The sequence below is a fragment of the Martelella endophytica genome (genome assembly GCF_000960975.1).
Taxonomy (GTDB): Bacteria; Pseudomonadota; Alphaproteobacteria; order Rhizobiales; family Rhizobiaceae; genus Martelella; species Martelella endophytica.
This window is the reverse complement of the sequence record NZ_CP010803.1, coordinates 2,032,839-2,049,440: the sequence shown is the minus strand read 5'-3', so window position 1 is coordinate 2,049,440 and position 16,602 is coordinate 2,032,839. Positions and strand designations below refer to the sequence as shown.

Sequence of the window (16,602 nt, the reverse complement as noted above, 5' to 3'; positions counted from 1 at the left end):
TTGAAAGTCTCTCCAATGACGAAGACAAATTCTACGGACGTGGTCGTAGTTGGTTCCGGTATTGTGGGCGCACTTCTCGCGCGCAAGCTCGCGCTGGCAGGCCGCGAGGTATTGATGCTGGAGGCCGGCCCGCGGATTCAGCGCGACCAAATCGTGGCTAACTTCCGCCGCTCCCCGCGTAAGGGCGATTTTATAGCGCCGTACCCAAACTCGGAATTTGCGCCCTTCCCGGACTATCAGCCTGCAGACAACGGTTATCTCGAACAGATCGGCCCGAAGCCCTACAAGCCCGAGTATATTCGCGTCGTCGGCGGAACGACCTGGCACTGGGCAGCCCAGGCCTGGCGCTTGCTGCCGAATGATTTTCATATCAAAACCACCTATGGCATCGGCCGCGACTGGCCGATCTCCTACAATGACCTTGAGTCTTATTATCTGGAAGCTGAGATCCTCTGGGGCGTTTCTGGGCCGGAAGAGATGGCGAAATACTCGCCGCGCAGCGCACCGTTCCCAATGCCGGGCGTAGCAAAGTCCTACCTCGAAGAACGCGTCACCTCCCGCCTCGCGCCCAAATACGAGGTGCTGACGAATACGACCGGCCGGAACAGCCTGCCTTATGCCGGGCGCCCACAGTGCTGCGGCAACAACAATTGCATGCCGATCTGCCCGATTGATGCCCAGTATCACGGCGGCCTTTCCGCAGACGCCGCCGAAGCCGCCGGCGTGAAACTCGTTGCCAAAGCCGTGGTCTACAAGCTTGAACATGACAGCAAAGGTCGGATCACTGCGCTTCACTACTACGACTGGGATAAGACTTCTCACCGGGTCGAAGCCAATGTCTTCGTGCTTGCCGCCAATGCAATCGAAATCCCGAAAATCCTGTTCATGTCGGCCGATGACGCCTTCCCCAATGGCCTATGTAACAACAATGATCAGCTCGGCCGAAACTTGATGGATCACCCGTCAAACTCGGCGACCTTCTACGTCGATGAGCCGATATGGCCGGGGCGCGGGCCAATGAGCCCTTCTTCGATTCAGCTGATGCGCGACGGTCTTTTCCGATCAGAACACGCAGCCTTCCGCATCGACCTGTCCAACTCCTCACGTGTTGCCTCCGTGACGGCAGCAGCAATCAAAGAGGGCCTCACCGGCCAGGCACTTGCCGATGCTATCCGTTATCGCGCTTCGCATGAGTTCAGCATCAAAAACGTGCTGGAGCAGCTTCCAGACCCGAACAACCGCGTCATGCTCAGCAAGACGAAGAAGGACGCTCTGGGTCTGCCCGTGCCAGCCTTTTCCTACTCTTTCGACGACTACGTCGAGCGCGGGATGCAGGTCTCGTTGGCTGCCTACGCGGATATCGCTTCCATGCTGGGCGCCACTGATGTGCGCTATTCGAAGCCAGGCTCCTACAGCAACAATCAACATATCACCGGAACGCTGGCGATGGGCGATGATCCCGGCACCTCGGTGACAGACCACGTGGGGCGTGCATGGGACTTCGAAAATCTCTACATGGCCTCCACCGGGGTGATGCCGACGGTCGCAACTGCCAATTCCACGCTGACGGCGAGTGCGCTCAGCCTGAGAATCGCTGACGCCATCCTCGGCAGGATATGAGGGAGGAACCGATGACAATCTCCAAGGCACTCCCCCGTCTGTTCATTGCGGCTTTGGCGTTTGGCGCGGGCCCGGCCCTCGCCCAAACCGTTGAAGATCCGGCCCTGATGGCCAGGGGCCAGTACCTGTCCATCGCTGGAGACTGCGGAGCCTGTCACACCGCGACGAAGGATAAACCGTTTGGCGGCGGACTACCGCTTTCCACGCCGCTGGGAGAAATCTTCAGCACCAACATCACGCCCTCTACTACCGCCGGGATCGGCAACTATTCACTTGAGGAGTTCGATCGAGCCGTGCGTCATGGCGAGCGTAAGGACGGCCGGAACCTCTATCCAGCTATGCCCTATACCTCCTACGCCACTATCACCGACTATGACCTGAAGGCGCTCTACACCTATTTCATGCATGGCGTTGACCCTGTTGACGAAGAGCCCAGTAGGACCCGGCTTCCCTTCCCCTTTAACCTCCGGTTCACGATGAAGGCATGGAACCTTATCTTTGCGCGCGGCGCGCCATTCCAGAATGACCCGACGCGATCGGAAGAGTGGAACCGTGGCGCCTATTTATCCCAAAGCCTCGCTCATTGCTCTACCTGCCACACGCCACGCAATTTTCTGATGGCGGAGGAAGAGGGTAAGGCGCTTGCTGGAGCGTCTCTCGGAACGTGGTTCGCGCCCAACATCACCTCGGACCCGATCGACGGCATAGGCGTCTGGTCCATTAGCGACATCACGGCCTATCTTTCGACCGGTCGCTCGCCGACCGGGTCACAAGCTGGAGGGCCAATGCTTGAAGCAATCAACAACAGCCTTAGCCAACTCCACGATAGGGACATTACGGCCATCGCAACCTACATTCATGATGTGGCGCCACAGCCGATGAACGCTTCCCCCCCCCCAAACGAATGCCGCAGTAACGGCATCAGTGATCACGGACTTTGCTCTGGTCGCGGGTACAGCATCTGTCGGCGCGACGCTCTATGGAGATCACTGCGCGACATGCCATCAGTTGAATGGCGAGGGCCGCAACGGTCTACCGGCAATGTCTGGCAACGCGGCTCTGAACCATCGCCCGACAGCCGATAATGTCGCCATGGCCGTCCTGGCCGGTCTCTTTCCAAAAACTGGTCAGGAAATGCCTCCTTTCGCCGATGCGCTGAAGGATGGGGAGATCGCCGAGTTGACCAACTATGTATTTGCGACCTTCGGCAACCCAGAGATACGCATCACGCAACATCGGGTCACAGAACTGAGAAATGGAGGTGTCACATCGCCCCTGCTCAAGCTGGTAAGACTCGCCGCAGGCGCCGCTGCCATCATAGTCTGCCTGCTTCTTGTTATCGTGATTCGTCGACTGACGAAGCGGGCGCGTGACAATGAAAGCCTCTCAAAACAGTCGCAGGGCTGAACTGCCTCAGCCGTCCGGAGGTCACGTCACAGCCTTTCGCGGTGTGCTCTTCCATCAAGACTGCTAGCGCAACCGGAGAGGACCGATCAAATCAAGCAACGCTAGAGCCGGCCAGGCGCGCCTCATTGTAAGGTGTGGTCTCTGTTCGAAAGTACACGACAGCGGACCAACGCGCTCACCGTTAGAATCTCTTTTTCAGATGGAAAACAACAGTCAGCGCTGGTTACTGTCCCGCTGGCGACTCGGAAGCTAAGCGAGAAAAGCCCTGCAATGGGCCGGAGCGATTGTCGCGGATGACGAAAAGCACAATGATATTAAAAAGCCTTCGCTCATGACTTCATCAATAAATCAAATAAGTCGCCGGATCCCGCAGCTTTTTCTGTAATGCCCCCCTGAGCTCGACACCGACCTTCCCCTGTGATCGCGCGAGGGCGGAAAGTCCATGATCGCAGTTGACGCCCGCCATCAATTGACAAGAGCGGTGGCAGGTCGATGGCTTCTCGGAAAGCTATGGGAGAGCCGTCCAAGATGGAGTTTGGAAGACCTGCGATTCATGCAGATCAGACAACACGTCCGCTCCGCAGAAAACGGTGCTGCAACGGCGGCAAGCAGAATGCTCGCTCGACGACGAATCATTCATAACAATTTGGGAAACTTTCCACATTTTCAGTTAGTTGGCGTGAATTTTGGAATGGATAAAATTTTCCCGTCCCGTCAGACTCGGCTCATCAGAAAACACGAAAGTCATGCCGCAGGAAGGCATGGGCGTGGAGTCTATGGCGCAGGGACAGGAAGAGCAGACCCGATTGCAGGGGACGGAAGGTCGGCAGTATCGCCGACCGTCATCCTGCTCGCCTGCGGGGCAGGATGAGCTTGCCCGGCTGGAGGACGCCCTGATGATTGTGGCAAGGTTGATCGACACGGACCCGGTCTACGTACCGATTTTCGAGCGTCTCGAGCGGGAAATCGAGCTTGAGAAAGAAAAGACGTCGAACAGTGCCGTAAGCCGTGCACGGTTGTTACTCGCTCAAAATGAGATCGGCTGAAGCAGTTGGCTCATCTGCTCCAGACTCGCGCCAGCACCATACTTCTCGCGATTGGGTGCATGTCCCATCAGATCACACCGGATGCGCTCGTCAATGCCGGCCGCCAGCATGCGGTCCTCGAATGAATGCCTCAGACAATAGAGCGTGTGCACGGGCGTTTCACGCAAACCGTTTTCCCTGAGAAGCTTGTTGATGGTTCCGCTCAACCCTGCCGACCGCATGCGGTATCCGTCAAATCCATCTGGAAAATCACGCATTGCCTCAAGTGAAACGCCTAGCACAGGAATGCGGCGGCGGGCATTCTTGCTTTTGAGCTGCCGATCAATCGGTTCGATCGAGATGTAGGGAATTTTGGCATCGAGATGGATTTCGCTAGTTGTCAGAGCAGCGATCTCACTCGGCCTGGCGCCCGTATTGATCATCACCAGCATGATAGCACGTGCCTCGGGGTTAAGGCCATCCAGAGCACCTGGTCGCAACAGCTCATTGCGTATCCATGCATTGGAAAACGGCGGTCTGGTTTTGGCTTCACCTTCCTTCAGCTTAAGGTCTGTCAGAGGAAGCACGAGGCCTAGTCGCTTCATCTTGTTGACAGTTTTCAGGATGTCTCCAAAATGCCCGATATCTTTATTGGCGGAATTTGCCGTCAGCCCCTCCACATCTACGCGTTCCACCCACCAGGCGCGAAAATCTAGCATGATGTCGCCGGTGATCTCTTTAATGGGCAGATTTCCGCAAACGGCGATGAAATTCCGGATGGCCTTGATCCGAGGATTACGCCAGCGCCGCAGTTGTTCTTCGCTTTTGCCGATCGTCCTGTCGTGCGCAAGCGGCCAGTAAAGCTCCAGCGCACGTTTGACTGTGATAGGTGGCTCGGCAACACCGCCAAGCAGCGCCGCAGCCTCCTGCGGCTCGCTTCTCTGCGCATCGACCGTTTCGATACGCGAAAGAAGTTCAGCCCTGGGGAGTGCGGCCACTTTCTCTACCGTCAGGTAGCGATAGCCACGGCGTTGGGCCAGCTCCGTGGCAGCCTGAAAACGCAGCTCAGCATCCTCAGTGTCACCGGCAAGCCGGGCCTCCCAGGCTTCGATCTGTTCGGCCCAGATCAAAGCTTCCTTGGCCTTGGCCTGTGTCTCGGAATCGGTGTGGAGGCTCAGCCAGATCTCATTGCGGGTGTCGACCGCAGCAAACCGCGCCGGAACACGCCGCCGGATATAGAATATTGATCCCCTTCGCATGAGCGACATCGCACGCTCCCGTAGTCAATGTGGAGCATATTGTGTAGCATATTGTGTAGCGGAAACGAAGTAAATAAGGCTACGCGTTCGCGTAATATCAGCCAACACGCTGTTTTAAAAGGATAAAACTAAGAGATTTAGAAAATTGCATGGCGGACAGAGAGGGATTCGAACCCTCGATACGGTTACCCGTATACACGCGTTCCAGGCGTGCGCCTTCAACCACTCGGCCACCTGTCCATCAAGAGCCGTCATCGGAGAAACCGAGCGGCGGGAACGGCGCGATATATACCGATGATGCGGCGTTGATCAACCCGAAACTGTCAGATTTCTGAAATGATTGACAGCCCATTCCAAACGCCTGCAAGCCGCCGCTCGGCAGGCGGCAAAGAGCGTGGCGGCTTGTCGCAGGGCGCGCGGATACTTATGTTAGCGTCAATTGCGGCGAGGCAGCTGGCTTCGCGCCCACGCGCCGCGCTCGTTTCAAGGAGAACAGCATGTTTTTCTCTACCCTGAAAAAGGAAAAGTCGGTTATGCCGACGAGCGAGACCGCCCTTCCCGGCCGCTCGGAGCCGATCCCGACAGCTACCCATCACTTCGTTTCGGGCCGCAAGCTCGCCCCGCCCTACCCCGAGAACATGAAGGAAGTGCTGCTCGGCATGGGCTGCTTCTGGGGCGCTGAACGGCTGTTGTGGAACACGCCGGGCGTCTATGTCACGGCCGCAGGCTATTCCGGCGGCATCACGCCGAACCCGACCTATGAAGAGACATGCACGGGGCTTACCGGCCACGCCGAAGTTGTCCGCGTCATCTACGATCCGGCCGAGATCGAGCTCGAGGAGCTGCTCAGGATTTTCTTCGAGGCTCATGATCCGACGCAGGGCATGCGCCAGGGCAACGACATCGGCACGACCTACCGCTCGGCCATCTATCTCGACGACGATGCCGAGATTGCGCTGGCCGAAGACGTGCGCGACCGCTTCCAGGAGGCGCTGAAGGCCAGTGGCCGCTCTGACGCGATTACCACCGAAATCGCCAAGGCGGGAGCCTTCTACTTCGCCGAAGACTATCACCAGCAGTATCTGGCCAAGAATCCGGCCGGCTATTGCGGCCTGAAGGGCACCGGGGTTTCCTGCCCCATCGGCTAGCCGCCGCGGCGCGATCAACGACGGACAGAGGGGAGCAACGCGCTCCCCTTTTTCGTGGAAAGCCGAATGAAAACAAAGAATCGGTGAATTTTGCCCAAGAAGTAAATTTTGTGATGAAATTTTGTCGGAGCCGTGCAACCATGAAGGAAGGTCGGCGGGATGACGCCGGCAGAGCGCCCTCGCGTCGGTCAACGGGAGGGCGCTGAGCTTCACTCTAAGGGAACAGAGCAGCGATATGAAAAGAACCATTCTGGGCCTTCTGGCCGTTGCCGCCATGTCGACTTCGGCGCTTGCCGCCGATTTCAAGCCGGCACTCGTCTATGGCACCGGCGGCAAGTTCGACAAGTCCTTCAACGAATCCGGCTACAACGGTGCCGAGAAGTTCAAGGCCGATACCGGCGTCGAATACCGCGATTTCGAACCGACCGGCGACACGCAGGGCGAACAGGCCATCCTGAACTTCGCCTCGATGGGCTTCAGCCCGATCGTTTCGCTGTCCTTCGCCTGGAAATCGGCAGTCGAGAAGATCGCGCCGCAGTTCCCCGACACCGAGTTCTACATCGTCGACGACGTCGTCGAAGCGCCGAACGTCCAGTCGATCGTGTTCAAGGAGGAGCAGGGCTCCTACCTCGTCGGCCTGCTGGCGGCCATGAAGTCCGAGAGCGGCACGGTCGGTTTCGTCGGCGGCATGGACATTCCGCTGATCCACAAGTTCGGCTGCGGCTATGCCCAGGGCGCTCATGCGGCGGATGAAAACGTCAAGATCCTGCGCAACTTCGTCGGCACCACGGGTGCTGCCTGGAACGACCCGGTCAAGGCCGGCGAGCTCACCAAGAACCAGATGGACCAGGGCGCCGACGTGATCTACGCGGCTGCCGGTGCCTCCGGCCTCGGCGTGCTGCAGTCGGCTGCCGATGCCGAGAAGTACTCGATCGGCGTCGACTCGAACCAGAACTATGTTCACCCCGGTTCGGTCCTGACCTCGATGGTCAAGCGCGTCGATAACGCCGTCTACAATGCCTTCAAGGAAAGCCAGGACGGCGCCTTCAAGGCCGGCGTCAACAGCCTCGGCATTGCCGAAGACGGTGTGGGCTGGGCCTATGACGAATACAACAAGCCGCTGATCACCGAAGACATGATGGCCGCGGTCGACAAGGCCAAGGCCGAGATCGTCGCCGGCGATATCGAAGTTCACGATTACTCGACCGATTCGAGCTGCCCCTACTGATGGCGGCATAGGCGGCGGGGCGCCCAGCGCGCCCCTCCACCCGGCCACATCCCTGTGGCTAGCGGCAAGACCGGCGTATCGTCTTGGAAATCGGCTTCGGCCGGGCGGTGCGTCGTATAGCCGACGGAAGACGGCCCCGCAGGTGGGCAGGCTTCCGGCGGCTCTCCGGCAGCGCCGTCACCCACAGGACGGCGCTTTCCTCTTTCCAGGAGTTACCAGGCCCTTGAGCACAACGCCCGCCCCCAAACTCCCCGCCATCGAACTCATCGGCATCGACAAGAGTTTCGGGTCCGTTCACGCCAACAAGAACATCAATCTGAAGGTGGAAAAGGGCACGATCCACGGCATTATCGGCGAAAACGGCGCCGGCAAGTCGACCTTGATGTCCATTCTCTATGGCTTCTACCAGGCGGATAACGGCGAAATCAAAATCAACGGCGAGACGCTTTCGATCGCCGACAGCGATACCGCGATTGCCGCCGGCATCGGCATGGTGCACCAGCACTTCATGCTGGTCGAGGATTTCACCGTGCTTGAGAATATCATGCTCGGCGCCGAGGGCGGCATGCTGCTCGGCCGCGGCGTGAGTTCGGCCCGCAAGGAGTTGAAGCGGCTTGAGGAAGAATATGGCCTCGAGGTCGATCCCGATGCCGTCATCGAGGAGCTGCCCGTCGGCCTGCAGCAGCGCGTCGAAATCCTGAAGGCGCTCTTCCGTGGCGCCGAAATCCTGATCCTCGACGAGCCCACCGGCGTGCTGACGCCGGCTGAGGCCGATCACCTGTTCCGCATCCTCGGCATGCTGCGCGACCAAGGCAAGACCATCGTCCTCATCACCCACAAGCTGCGCGAGATCATGGCGATTACCGACCACGTCTCCGTCATGCGCCGCGGCGAGATGGTAGCGACGCGCGACACCGCGGAGACGACCGTGGAGGAGCTGGCCGAACTGATGGTCGGGCGCCGCGTTCTGCTGAGGGTCGAAAAGGGCGAGGCCAAGCCTGGCGAGATCGCGCTTTCGGTGCGCAACCTCACGGTCCACGACCACCGCGGCGTGCCGATGGTGAAAAACGTTTCCTTCGATGTGCGCGAGGGCGAGATCGTCGGCATTGCCGGCGTTGCGGGCAATGGCCAGTCGGAACTGCTGGAGGCGCTTTCGGGCATCCGCAAGCCGCATTCGGGCGAAATCTGGATTGACGGCAAGAAGATCGAACATGCCGACCCTGCGACTTTCCGCAAGATCGGCGTTGCCCATATCCCGGAAGACCGCCACCACATGGGCCTGATCCTGCCCTTCGAGGAGCGCGAAAACTCCATTCTCGGCTATCACAACCTGCCGAAATACGGAAAGGCCGGCGTGCTCGACCGACAGGCAATCCTCGATGATGCCAGGGAAAAGATCGAGAAATACGACATCCGCCCGCCAAACCCGACGCTGAAGACCGCCAATTTTTCCGGCGGCAACCAGCAGAAGATCGTGGTCGCCCGCGAAATCGAGCGCGACCCGGAAATCCTGCTCGTCGGTCAGCCGACCCGCGGCGTCGATATCGGCGCGATCGAGTTCATCCACCGCCGGATCATCGACATGCGCGACAGCGGCAAGGCGGTACTGCTGGTGTCGGTGGAACTTGATGAGATCCGTGCGCTTGCCGACCGCATCCTGGTGATGTTTGCAGGCGAGAATGTCGGCGAGGCCTCGCCGGAGACGGAAGAACAGAAACTCGGCCTGATGATGGCCGGCATAGCGTCCTGAGGTCGAAATGAGCGCAGCCAACACGCCCCTGCCCGGCTGGGTCACCTTTTTCCTGATGCCGCTGCTCAACCTGGTCACGGCGCTGCTCATATCCGGCCTGGTGATCCTGATGATCGGCCAGAACCCGCTGGAAGCCTTCGGCATCCTCATCAATGGTGCGCTCGGCAGCGGGATGGGCATCGGCTTCACCCTGTTCTACGCGACCAACTTCATCTTCACCGGGCTTTCGGTGGCGATGGCCTATCACGCCGGTCTGTTCAACATCGGCTCGGAAGGCCAGGCCTATGTCGGCGGGCTCGGCTGTGCGCTGGTGGCGCTCGCGCTCGACAACTACGTGCCGTGGTATGTGACGATGCCGTTTGCGGTGCTGGGCGCTGCGCTCTTCGGCGCCGCCTGGGCCTTCATTCCGGCCTGGCTGCAGGCCAAGCGCGGCAGCCACATCGTCATCACCACGATCATGTTCAACTTCATCGGCGCGGCGCTGATGGTCTACCTGCTGGTGCATGTGCTGAAGCCGGCCGGCGCCATGTCGCCGGAAACCCGTGGGTTCCTGCCCGGCGGCCAGTTGCCGAGCCTCAACTGGCTGATGGCGATGTTCGGCTCCAGGCTCGGCCCGGCGCCGCTCAACGTCTCCTTCATCATCGCACTGGTGATGTGTGTCGGCGTCTGGTTCCTGATCTGGCGCACCAAGTTCGGCTATTCGGTGAGGGCGTTGGGGCTCAGCCCGTCGGCCGCCACCTATGCCGGCATTCCCTATGCGCGCACCGTCATCCTCACCATGCTGCTTTCCGGCGGGCTTGCCGGCATGATGGCGCTCAATGTGGTGATGGGCTCGGCGGACCGGCTGCAGGTGGAATTCGTCGCCGGCGCCGGCTTCGTCGGCATCGCCGTTTCGCTGATGGGGCGCAATCACCCGCTCGGCATCGTGCTCGCCGCCATCCTGTTCGGCATCCTCTACCAGGGTGGCGCTCAGGTGTCGTTCATGATGCCGCAGATCACCCGCGACATGATCGTGATGATCCAGGGTCTCGTCATCCTGTTTGCCGGCGCGCTTGAATTCCTATACCGCCCCGCCCTTGTCCGGGTGTTCGGGCGGCGACAGATGGCGAGGGCCTGACCATGATTGACATCATCATCGGCATGCTCGGCTCGACCGTCCGGCTCTCCATTCCCCTGATCTTCACCGCCCTTGCCGGCCTGTTCTCGGAACGCTCCGGCATCTTTGACATCGGGCTCGAGGGCAAGATGCTGGCCTCGGCCTTCGCGGCGGCGGTCGTCGCCTATTACACCGGATCTCCCTGGCTCGGTCTTCTCGGCGGCATCGGCATCTCGATCGTATTTTCGATCGTCCACGGCTATGCCTCGATCACCGCGCGCGGCAACCAGATCGTTTCCGGCGTGGCGCTAAACTTCGTCGCGGCGGGTCTTACCGTCGTGCTCGGCAATGCCTGGTTCCGCCAGGGCGGGCGCACCCCTCAGCTCGAAAACACGGCCCGCTTCACCGGCATCCAGCTTCCCGGCGCCGATGCCGCGCGCGACATGGGTTTCCTCGGCAAGTTCTATTCGGATGTGATCTCCGGCAACAACATCCTCGTCTATCTCGCCTTCCTCACCGTCCCGATCGTCTGGTGGGTGGTCTACAAGACCCGCTTCGGCCTACGTCTTCGTGCCGTTGGCGAGAACCCGGGCGCCGTCGACACCGCTGGCATTTCGGTGACGTGGCTACGCTACCGCGCCGTCATCATCGCCGGCTTTCTCTGCGGTTTTGCCGGAACCTATCTCTCGATCGCCCAATCGGCCTCGTTCATCAACAACATGTCGGCCGGCAAGGGCTATATCGCGCTCGCCGCGCTGATCTTCGCCAAATGGAAGCCCGTTCCGGTGATGCTCGCCTGCCTGCTGTTCGGCTTCCTCGATGCGCTCTCGAACTTCATGCAGGGCAAGTCGATGCCGTTCATCGGCGAGGTGCCTGTGCAGATCTTCCAGGCCATGCCCTATATCCTGACCTGCGTCCTGCTCGCCGGCTTCATCGGCACGGCTCGCCCACCGAAGGCCGGCGGCGTGCCCTATACCAAGGAGCGCTGATATGGCGAGCCCTTCAGATCTCTTTTCCGCTGCCCGCGCGGCCAGCGAAAAGGCCTATGCGCCCTATTCGAAATTTCCCGTTGGCGCAGCCATCCTCGCCGACGACGGCACCGTCTATGCCGGCGCCAATGTTGAAAACCTCGCCTATCCGGAGGGTATCTGTGCCGAAGGCGTGGCGATCGGCCATATGATCATGGGGGGCGCGAAGGCAATCAAGGCGGTTGCCGTCTATGCGCCGCGTCTCGCGCTCTGCTCGCCCTGCGGCGGCTGCCGGCAGAAGCTTGCGGAATTTTCCGACAAGGCGACGGAAGTCTATCTCTGCGACGATGGCGGGGTGCGCGAGACGGTGACGGTCGCCGCACTGCTGCCGCATGCCTTCGATACCGAGGACATCGGATGACCGAAGCGGCGCTGATCCTGAAGGACGCCCTCGGCGCATTCCGGCCGCGCTATGCCCTGGTGCTCGGCTCCGGCCTTGGCGGGCTGACCGACGCTTTGGTGGACACGAAAAGCTTCGCCTTTGCCGAACTGCCGGGCTTTCCCGCCGGCGGCGTCAGCGGCCATGAGGGGCGGCTTGTCGCGGGCATGCTCGCCGGAACGCCGGTGATCATGCTGTCCGGCCGGGTCCATTACTATGAACAGGGCGATGCGGCCGCAATGCGCCTGCCGCTCGAAACGCTCGCCGCCCTCGGCATCGAGGGGCTGATCCTGACCAACGCCGCAGGTTCGCTGCGCGAGGACATGCCGCCCGGTTCGGTGATGCTCATTTCCGACCACATCAACTATTCCGGCATGAACCCGTTGATCGGCGAACCCAGCGACCGACGCTTCACCGGCATGAGCCAAGCCTACGACATCGAACTCGCGGACCGGATGCGCCAGGCAGCCGCAGATTTAGATATTGACCTTGCCGAAGGCGTCTATATGTGGTTTTCAGGTCCGAGTTTCGAAACACCGGCGGAAATCCGCATGGCCCGGATCCTGGGCGCCGACGCGGTCGGCATGTCCACGGTTCCGGAAGTCATTCTGGCGCGCTTTCTGGGTCTGAAGGTCGCGGCCGCCTCGGTGATCACCAATTTCGGAGCCGGCATGAGCGACGGCGAACTCGGCCACGACGAGACCAAGAACATGGCACCCGTCGGTGGCCGCAAGCTGGCCGCGATCGTAAAACGCATGATTGGCGGGGGTAAGCCATGAAACATCACAGTCTCCAGGAGGCAGCCGCCGTTTCGCTGTCGCTCCTCGACCTGACCAATCTCTCGGATGACTGCACCGAGAAGGATATCGAAATCCTGCTCGAGCGCGCCCACACGCCCTACGGCACGCCGGCGGCGATCTGCATCTGGCCGCGTTTCGTCAGCCTTGCCCGGCAGATGCTTGGGCAGGACCATCTCATCAAGATCGCCACCGTGGTGAACTTTCCCTCCGGAGATCTCTCGATCAGCGCGGTCGAGGAAGAGACCGAGCAGGCGATCCGTGACGGCGCCGACGAGATCGATCTCGTCATTCCATACAAGAAGCTGAAGGCCGGCAATGAGTGGGCCGTCAGTGAAATGATCCGCGCCGTGCGCTTTCATTGCCGCGAACCCGTGCGCCTGAAGGTCATCCTCGAAACCGGCGAACTGGGCGATGCGGGCCTGATCCGCAAGGCCTCCGAACTGGCGATTGCCGAAGGTGCCGATTTCATCAAGACCTCGACCGGCAAGGTTTCGGTCAACGCCACACTGGAAGCCGCCGACATCATGCTCGGCGTCATCCGCCAGGCCGACCGCACCGTCGGTTTCAAGCCCGCCGGCGGCATTTCCTCCGTCCGCGATGCCCAGCTTTATCTCAGCCTCGCCGAAACGGTGATGGGCGAAGGCTGGGTGATGCCGACCACCTTCCGCTTCGGAGCCTCCAGCCTGCTCAACGACATTCTCGGCGTGCTCGACGGCAAGGCTTCGTCGTCGGGCGGCAGCGGCTACTAGTCCGTGCTGGCGCAGGAGATCATCCGCAAGAAGCGCGACGGGCAATTGCTCTCGCGTGCGGAGATCTCCGATTTCGTGACCGCGCTTTCCGATGGCAGCCTGACCGAATCCCAGGCCGCCGCCTTTGCCATGGCGGTTTTCTTCCGCGGCATGGATGAGGACGAGACGGTGGCGCTGACGCTGGCGATGCGCGATTCCGGCCGCGTTCTTTCATGGAACGATCTCGGCCGTCCGGTTGCCGACAAGCATTCGACCGGCGGCATCGGCGACAATGTCTCGCTAATGCTCGCTCCGATCGCGGCCGCCTGCGGCCTTGCCGTGCCGATGATTTCCGGCCGGGGCCTCGGCCCGACGGGCGGCACGCTCGACAAGCTCGAATCGATCCCCGGCTACACGGTCAATCCGGATGAAGAGACGCTCGCCCGCACCATGCGCGAGGCTGGCACGGCGATCATCGGCCAGAGCGGCGCGTTGGCACCCGCGGACAAGCGGCTTTATGCCATCCGCGACGTGACCGCGACGGTCGAATCCATGCCGCTGATCGTCTCGTCCATTCTCTCGAAAAAGCTCGCAGCCGGCCTTCAGACCCTGGTGCTCGACGTGAAGTACGGCAGCGGTGCCTTCATGCGCGACCCCGATGACGCGCAGGCGCTTGCCCGCCTTCTGGTGAAGGTCGCCAATGATGCCGGCCTGCCGACCACTGCGCTGGTCACCGACATGAACGAGCCGCTGGCCGATGCGGTCGGAAATGCGCTCGAGGTCGATAACGCGCTCGCCTTCCTGCGCGGCGAAAAGGCGGGCACACGGCTTGAGGCCATCGTGCTCGCCACCGCCGCCGAAATGATCGGCAATGCCGAAGGCAGCAGCCACGGGCAAGCATTTTCAAGAGCACGCGAAGTGCTCTCGAGCGGCAAGGCGCTGGAGACCTTCGGCCGGATGGTCGCAGGCCTCGGCGGCCCTGCCGATTTCACCGACAGGTCTGAGAAATACCGTGTAGCGGCCCCGGTTATCCGCCCTGTCGAGGCACCGTGCGCCGGTTATATCGCCGCCATGGACGCCCGCGCCATCGGCGTCAGCGTCGTTTCGCTCGGCGGCGGGCGCCGGAAGCCGGATGATACGATCGATCACCGCGTCGGCTATTCGGGCCTGAAGCCGATCGGCAGCAAGGTCGATGCCGGCGAGCCGCTCGGCTTCGTCCATGCCGCCAATGAGGACGACGCCCGCGCCGCCATATCGGCCATGGTCGCGGCCACAGCGTTTGCCGATACCGCGCCGCCGGACCGCCCGCTGATACTGGAAAGGATCACAGGTTGAACACCCTGCCCGCCAAGGCCGCATTCGCCGCCACTCTTGCCTGTCTTCTCGCGACGAGCGTCGCCGCAGCGCCGGAAGACCCGGTGCGCGAGGTCATGTCCGTTACCGTTTCGAACTGGGCCGGTGACGCGCCTTTTCAGGACCTCTTCTCGCAAGAGAGACTCGACCGGCTTTTCAGCGACGATTTCAAGGCGGCCTATGCGCGTGCGATGACGACGCCGGATGCCGAGGAAATGGGAACGCCATTCGACTACGACGTCGTCGTCAATGCCCAGGATGGTTGCCCGCTGCGCGACGTCACGATCGCACCGGCGGTAAGCGAAGGCGATGCGACGGTGGTCGACGTTCGCTTCCGCTTCCTCACCTGCTCCGGCGAGCCCCCGGCCAATCAGGCCTGGTCGGAGACACAGTTCGTGATCGTCGATGAGGCCGGCAAGGACCGGATCGACGACATCATCGCCACAAATCCCGAGGGCATGACGCTTTCCGCCAGGGACCAGCTCGACGCCGTCACCGACACGTCGGCCGACTGAGACAACGATCCGTCAGTGGATCGCGAACTCGCCCGTGACCTGCCGCCATTCATTGGGGCCGATCAGGTGCTTGTGGGCATAGCGCACCGAATGCAGCGGCCCTTCGAGATTGTCCTTCCAGAACGCGAGAAACTTGTTCATCTCTGGAAAATCCGGCGCAAGGTCGTAGTGCTGCCAGACATAGGTTTGCAGCAGGCTGTCGAAATCGGGCAGCCGATAAAGGATATGCGCCGTCGTCAGCCCGTAACCGGCCAGTTGCATCTCGAATTCCGAAGCAAATCGCATGTTCCACCTCATTGTCGTTGACAATGAGAAAGGCTGCCGTATTTTTGTGAGCGCTTCAATCGCAAATTTTATTTTTAGTCAATAATTTCAATATACTAGCAGCACCCAAATTTGAGTGCTGCCAATAATCTCAATCCCAGTCGGGCGCCCATTCCGGGCTGATCAGCCGCATGTTTCGGTCGAGGTCGCGCAGGCGATCGATTTCCTCCGCCGTCAGCGTGATCTCGGCGGCAGCGAGATTTGACTTCACCCGTTCCGGCTTGCTGGAGGTCGGGATGACCACATGCCCCTCCGCCAGAAGAAAGGCGAGCGCGATTTCACCTTCCGAGACGCCGTGCGCAGCGCCGATCTCCTTCAGCACCGGTTCGCCGGCGATCTTGCCTTGCGCCAGCGGCGAATAGGCCGTCATCGCAATGCCGTGCTCCTTGCAGTAATCGGCGATGACCCGGTTCTGATGGAAGACGTGGCATTCGACCTGGTTGGCTGAAATCGGCCGGTCGCCGAGAAGCTTCGCCGCCTCATCCATGAGCGCTGTGGTGAAATTCGAAACGCCGATCCGCGCCGCAAGCCCGTCGTCGTAGACCGCCGCCAGCCGTCCGACGTAATCCTCCATGGCAGGTCCGCCCTTGCGGCCCGGCCAGTGCAGCAGCAGCAGGTCAACCTTGTTGCGGCCAAGTTTCTTCAGGCTTTCCTCGACGCTCGGCCGAAACGCATCGTCGCCGTAGTTGTCGATCCAGACCTTGGTGGTGACGAACACGTCGTCGTCGCCGAGACCGGAATCGGCCAGCGCCCGGCCGACGCTTTCCTCGTTTCCATAGGCCTGCGCGGTGTCGATATGGCGGTAACCGGCCTCAAGGGCCGCAAGCACGGTGCGATAGCATTCGTCATCGCGCCGCTTCCAGGTTCCAAATCCCATCTGCGGGATGCCGTTGATCGATTTCATCGGTGTGTCCTCCGAGGGCATTGGGTGCGTTCCGCCCA

At 60.9% G+C, this 16,602-nt stretch carries 17 protein-coding genes and 1 tRNA gene; 14 read left to right on the top strand and 4 right to left on the bottom strand.

Annotation, left to right across the window (positions count from 1 at the left end; translation table 11 throughout):
* The first annotated feature begins 15 nt into the window (after positions 1–15).
* The 4 genes from TM49_RS09270 (at position 16) to TM49_RS09260 (ending at position 4,073) form a co-directional block, all read left to right on the top strand.
* A complete protein-coding gene (locus TM49_RS09270; RefSeq protein ID WP_045680762.1) occupies positions 16–1,620 on the top strand; it encodes a GMC family oxidoreductase in 1,605 nt (534 codons plus the stop codon).
* An 11-nt stretch (positions 1,621–1,631) separates the two neighbouring features.
* Positions 1,632–2,705, top strand: coding sequence for a c-type cytochrome (locus TM49_RS23875; RefSeq protein ID WP_244464826.1), 1,074 nt, complete (start codon positions 1,632–1,634; stop codon positions 2,703–2,705).
* A complete protein-coding gene (locus TM49_RS23400) occupies positions 2,629–3,027 on the top strand; it encodes a c-type cytochrome (protein WP_244464825.1) in 399 nt (132 codons plus the stop codon). The genes TM49_RS23875 and TM49_RS23400 overlap by 77 nt, the downstream gene beginning before the upstream one ends.
* 746 nt (positions 3,028–3,773) lie before the next feature.
* Positions 3,774–4,073, top strand: coding sequence for a hypothetical protein (locus tag TM49_RS09260; RefSeq protein ID WP_045680760.1), 300 nt, complete (start codon positions 3,774–3,776; stop codon positions 4,071–4,073).
* Here the strand turns inward: TM49_RS09260 and TM49_RS09255 are convergent.
* Positions 4,055–5,320 carry a tyrosine-type recombinase/integrase gene (locus tag TM49_RS09255; protein ID WP_045680758.1) on the bottom strand — a complete coding sequence of 422 codons (1,266 nt, stop codon included), beginning with the start codon at positions 5,318–5,320 and terminating at the stop codon, positions 4,055–4,057. The two genes, TM49_RS09260 and TM49_RS09255, sit on opposite strands and share 19 nt — an antisense overlap.
* 141 nt (positions 5,321–5,461) lie before the next feature.
* A tRNA-Ser gene (locus TM49_RS09250) sits at positions 5,462–5,551 on the bottom strand.
* 257 nt (positions 5,552–5,808) lie between these two features.
* On the opposite strand from TM49_RS09250, the gene msrA reads away from it, so the two are divergent.
* The 10 genes from msrA (at position 5,809) to TM49_RS09200 (ending at position 15,336) form a co-directional block, all read left to right on the top strand.
* Positions 5,809–6,459 carry a peptide-methionine (S)-S-oxide reductase MsrA gene (gene msrA, locus TM49_RS09245; protein ID WP_045680755.1) on the top strand — a complete coding sequence of 217 codons (651 nt, stop codon included), beginning with the start codon at positions 5,809–5,811 and terminating at the stop codon, positions 6,457–6,459.
* Positions 6,460–6,694: 235 nt separating this feature from the next.
* On the top strand, positions 6,695–7,687 hold the full coding sequence (locus tag TM49_RS09240; RefSeq protein WP_045680754.1) for a BMP family lipoprotein: 993 nt from the start codon (positions 6,695–6,697) through the stop codon (positions 7,685–7,687).
* Positions 7,688–7,910: 223 nt separating this feature from the next.
* Entirely contained in the window at positions 7,911–9,437 is a 1,527-nt protein-coding gene (locus tag TM49_RS09235) for an ABC transporter ATP-binding protein (RefSeq protein WP_045680752.1), read from the top strand.
* Positions 9,438–9,444: 7 nt separating this feature from the next.
* On the top strand, positions 9,445–10,554 hold the full coding sequence (locus TM49_RS09230) for an ABC transporter permease (protein ID WP_045680750.1): 1,110 nt from the start codon (positions 9,445–9,447) through the stop codon (positions 10,552–10,554).
* 2 nt (positions 10,555–10,556) lie between these two features.
* On the top strand, positions 10,557–11,522 hold the full coding sequence (locus TM49_RS09225) for an ABC transporter permease (RefSeq protein ID WP_045680748.1): 966 nt from the start codon (positions 10,557–10,559) through the stop codon (positions 11,520–11,522).
* 1 nt (position 11,523) lies between these two features.
* A complete protein-coding gene (cdd, locus tag TM49_RS09220; RefSeq protein WP_045680746.1) occupies positions 11,524–11,922 on the top strand; it encodes a cytidine deaminase in 399 nt (132 codons plus the stop codon).
* Positions 11,919–12,719: a purine-nucleoside phosphorylase gene (locus TM49_RS09215; protein ID WP_045680744.1), complete on the top strand. Its 801-nt coding sequence runs from the start codon at positions 11,919–11,921 to the stop codon at positions 12,717–12,719. Before cdd ends, TM49_RS09215 begins: the two co-directional genes overlap by 4 nt.
* Positions 12,716–13,489, top strand: a complete 774-nt coding sequence (gene deoC, locus TM49_RS09210; protein ID WP_045680742.1) for a deoxyribose-phosphate aldolase — start codon at positions 12,716–12,718, stop codon at positions 13,487–13,489. The genes TM49_RS09215 and deoC overlap by 4 nt, the downstream gene beginning before the upstream one ends.
* 3 nt (positions 13,490–13,492) lie before the next feature.
* On the top strand, positions 13,493–14,803 hold the full coding sequence (deoA, locus tag TM49_RS09205) for a thymidine phosphorylase (protein ID WP_045680740.1): 1,311 nt from the start codon (positions 13,493–13,495) through the stop codon (positions 14,801–14,803).
* A complete protein-coding gene (locus tag TM49_RS09200) occupies positions 14,800–15,336 on the top strand; it encodes a hypothetical protein (protein ID WP_052699780.1) in 537 nt (178 codons plus the stop codon). Before deoA ends, TM49_RS09200 begins: the two co-directional genes overlap by 4 nt.
* 12 nt (positions 15,337–15,348) lie before the next feature.
* On the opposite strand, the gene TM49_RS09195 is transcribed toward TM49_RS09200, so the two are convergent.
* Entirely contained in the window at positions 15,349–15,621 is a 273-nt protein-coding gene (locus TM49_RS09195; protein WP_045680738.1) for an usg protein, read from the bottom strand.
* Between the two features lie 130 nt (positions 15,622–15,751).
* Positions 15,752–16,564, bottom strand: coding sequence for an aldo/keto reductase (locus TM49_RS09190; protein ID WP_045685035.1), 813 nt, complete (start codon positions 16,562–16,564; stop codon positions 15,752–15,754).
* Positions 16,565–16,602: the final 38 nt, after the last annotated feature.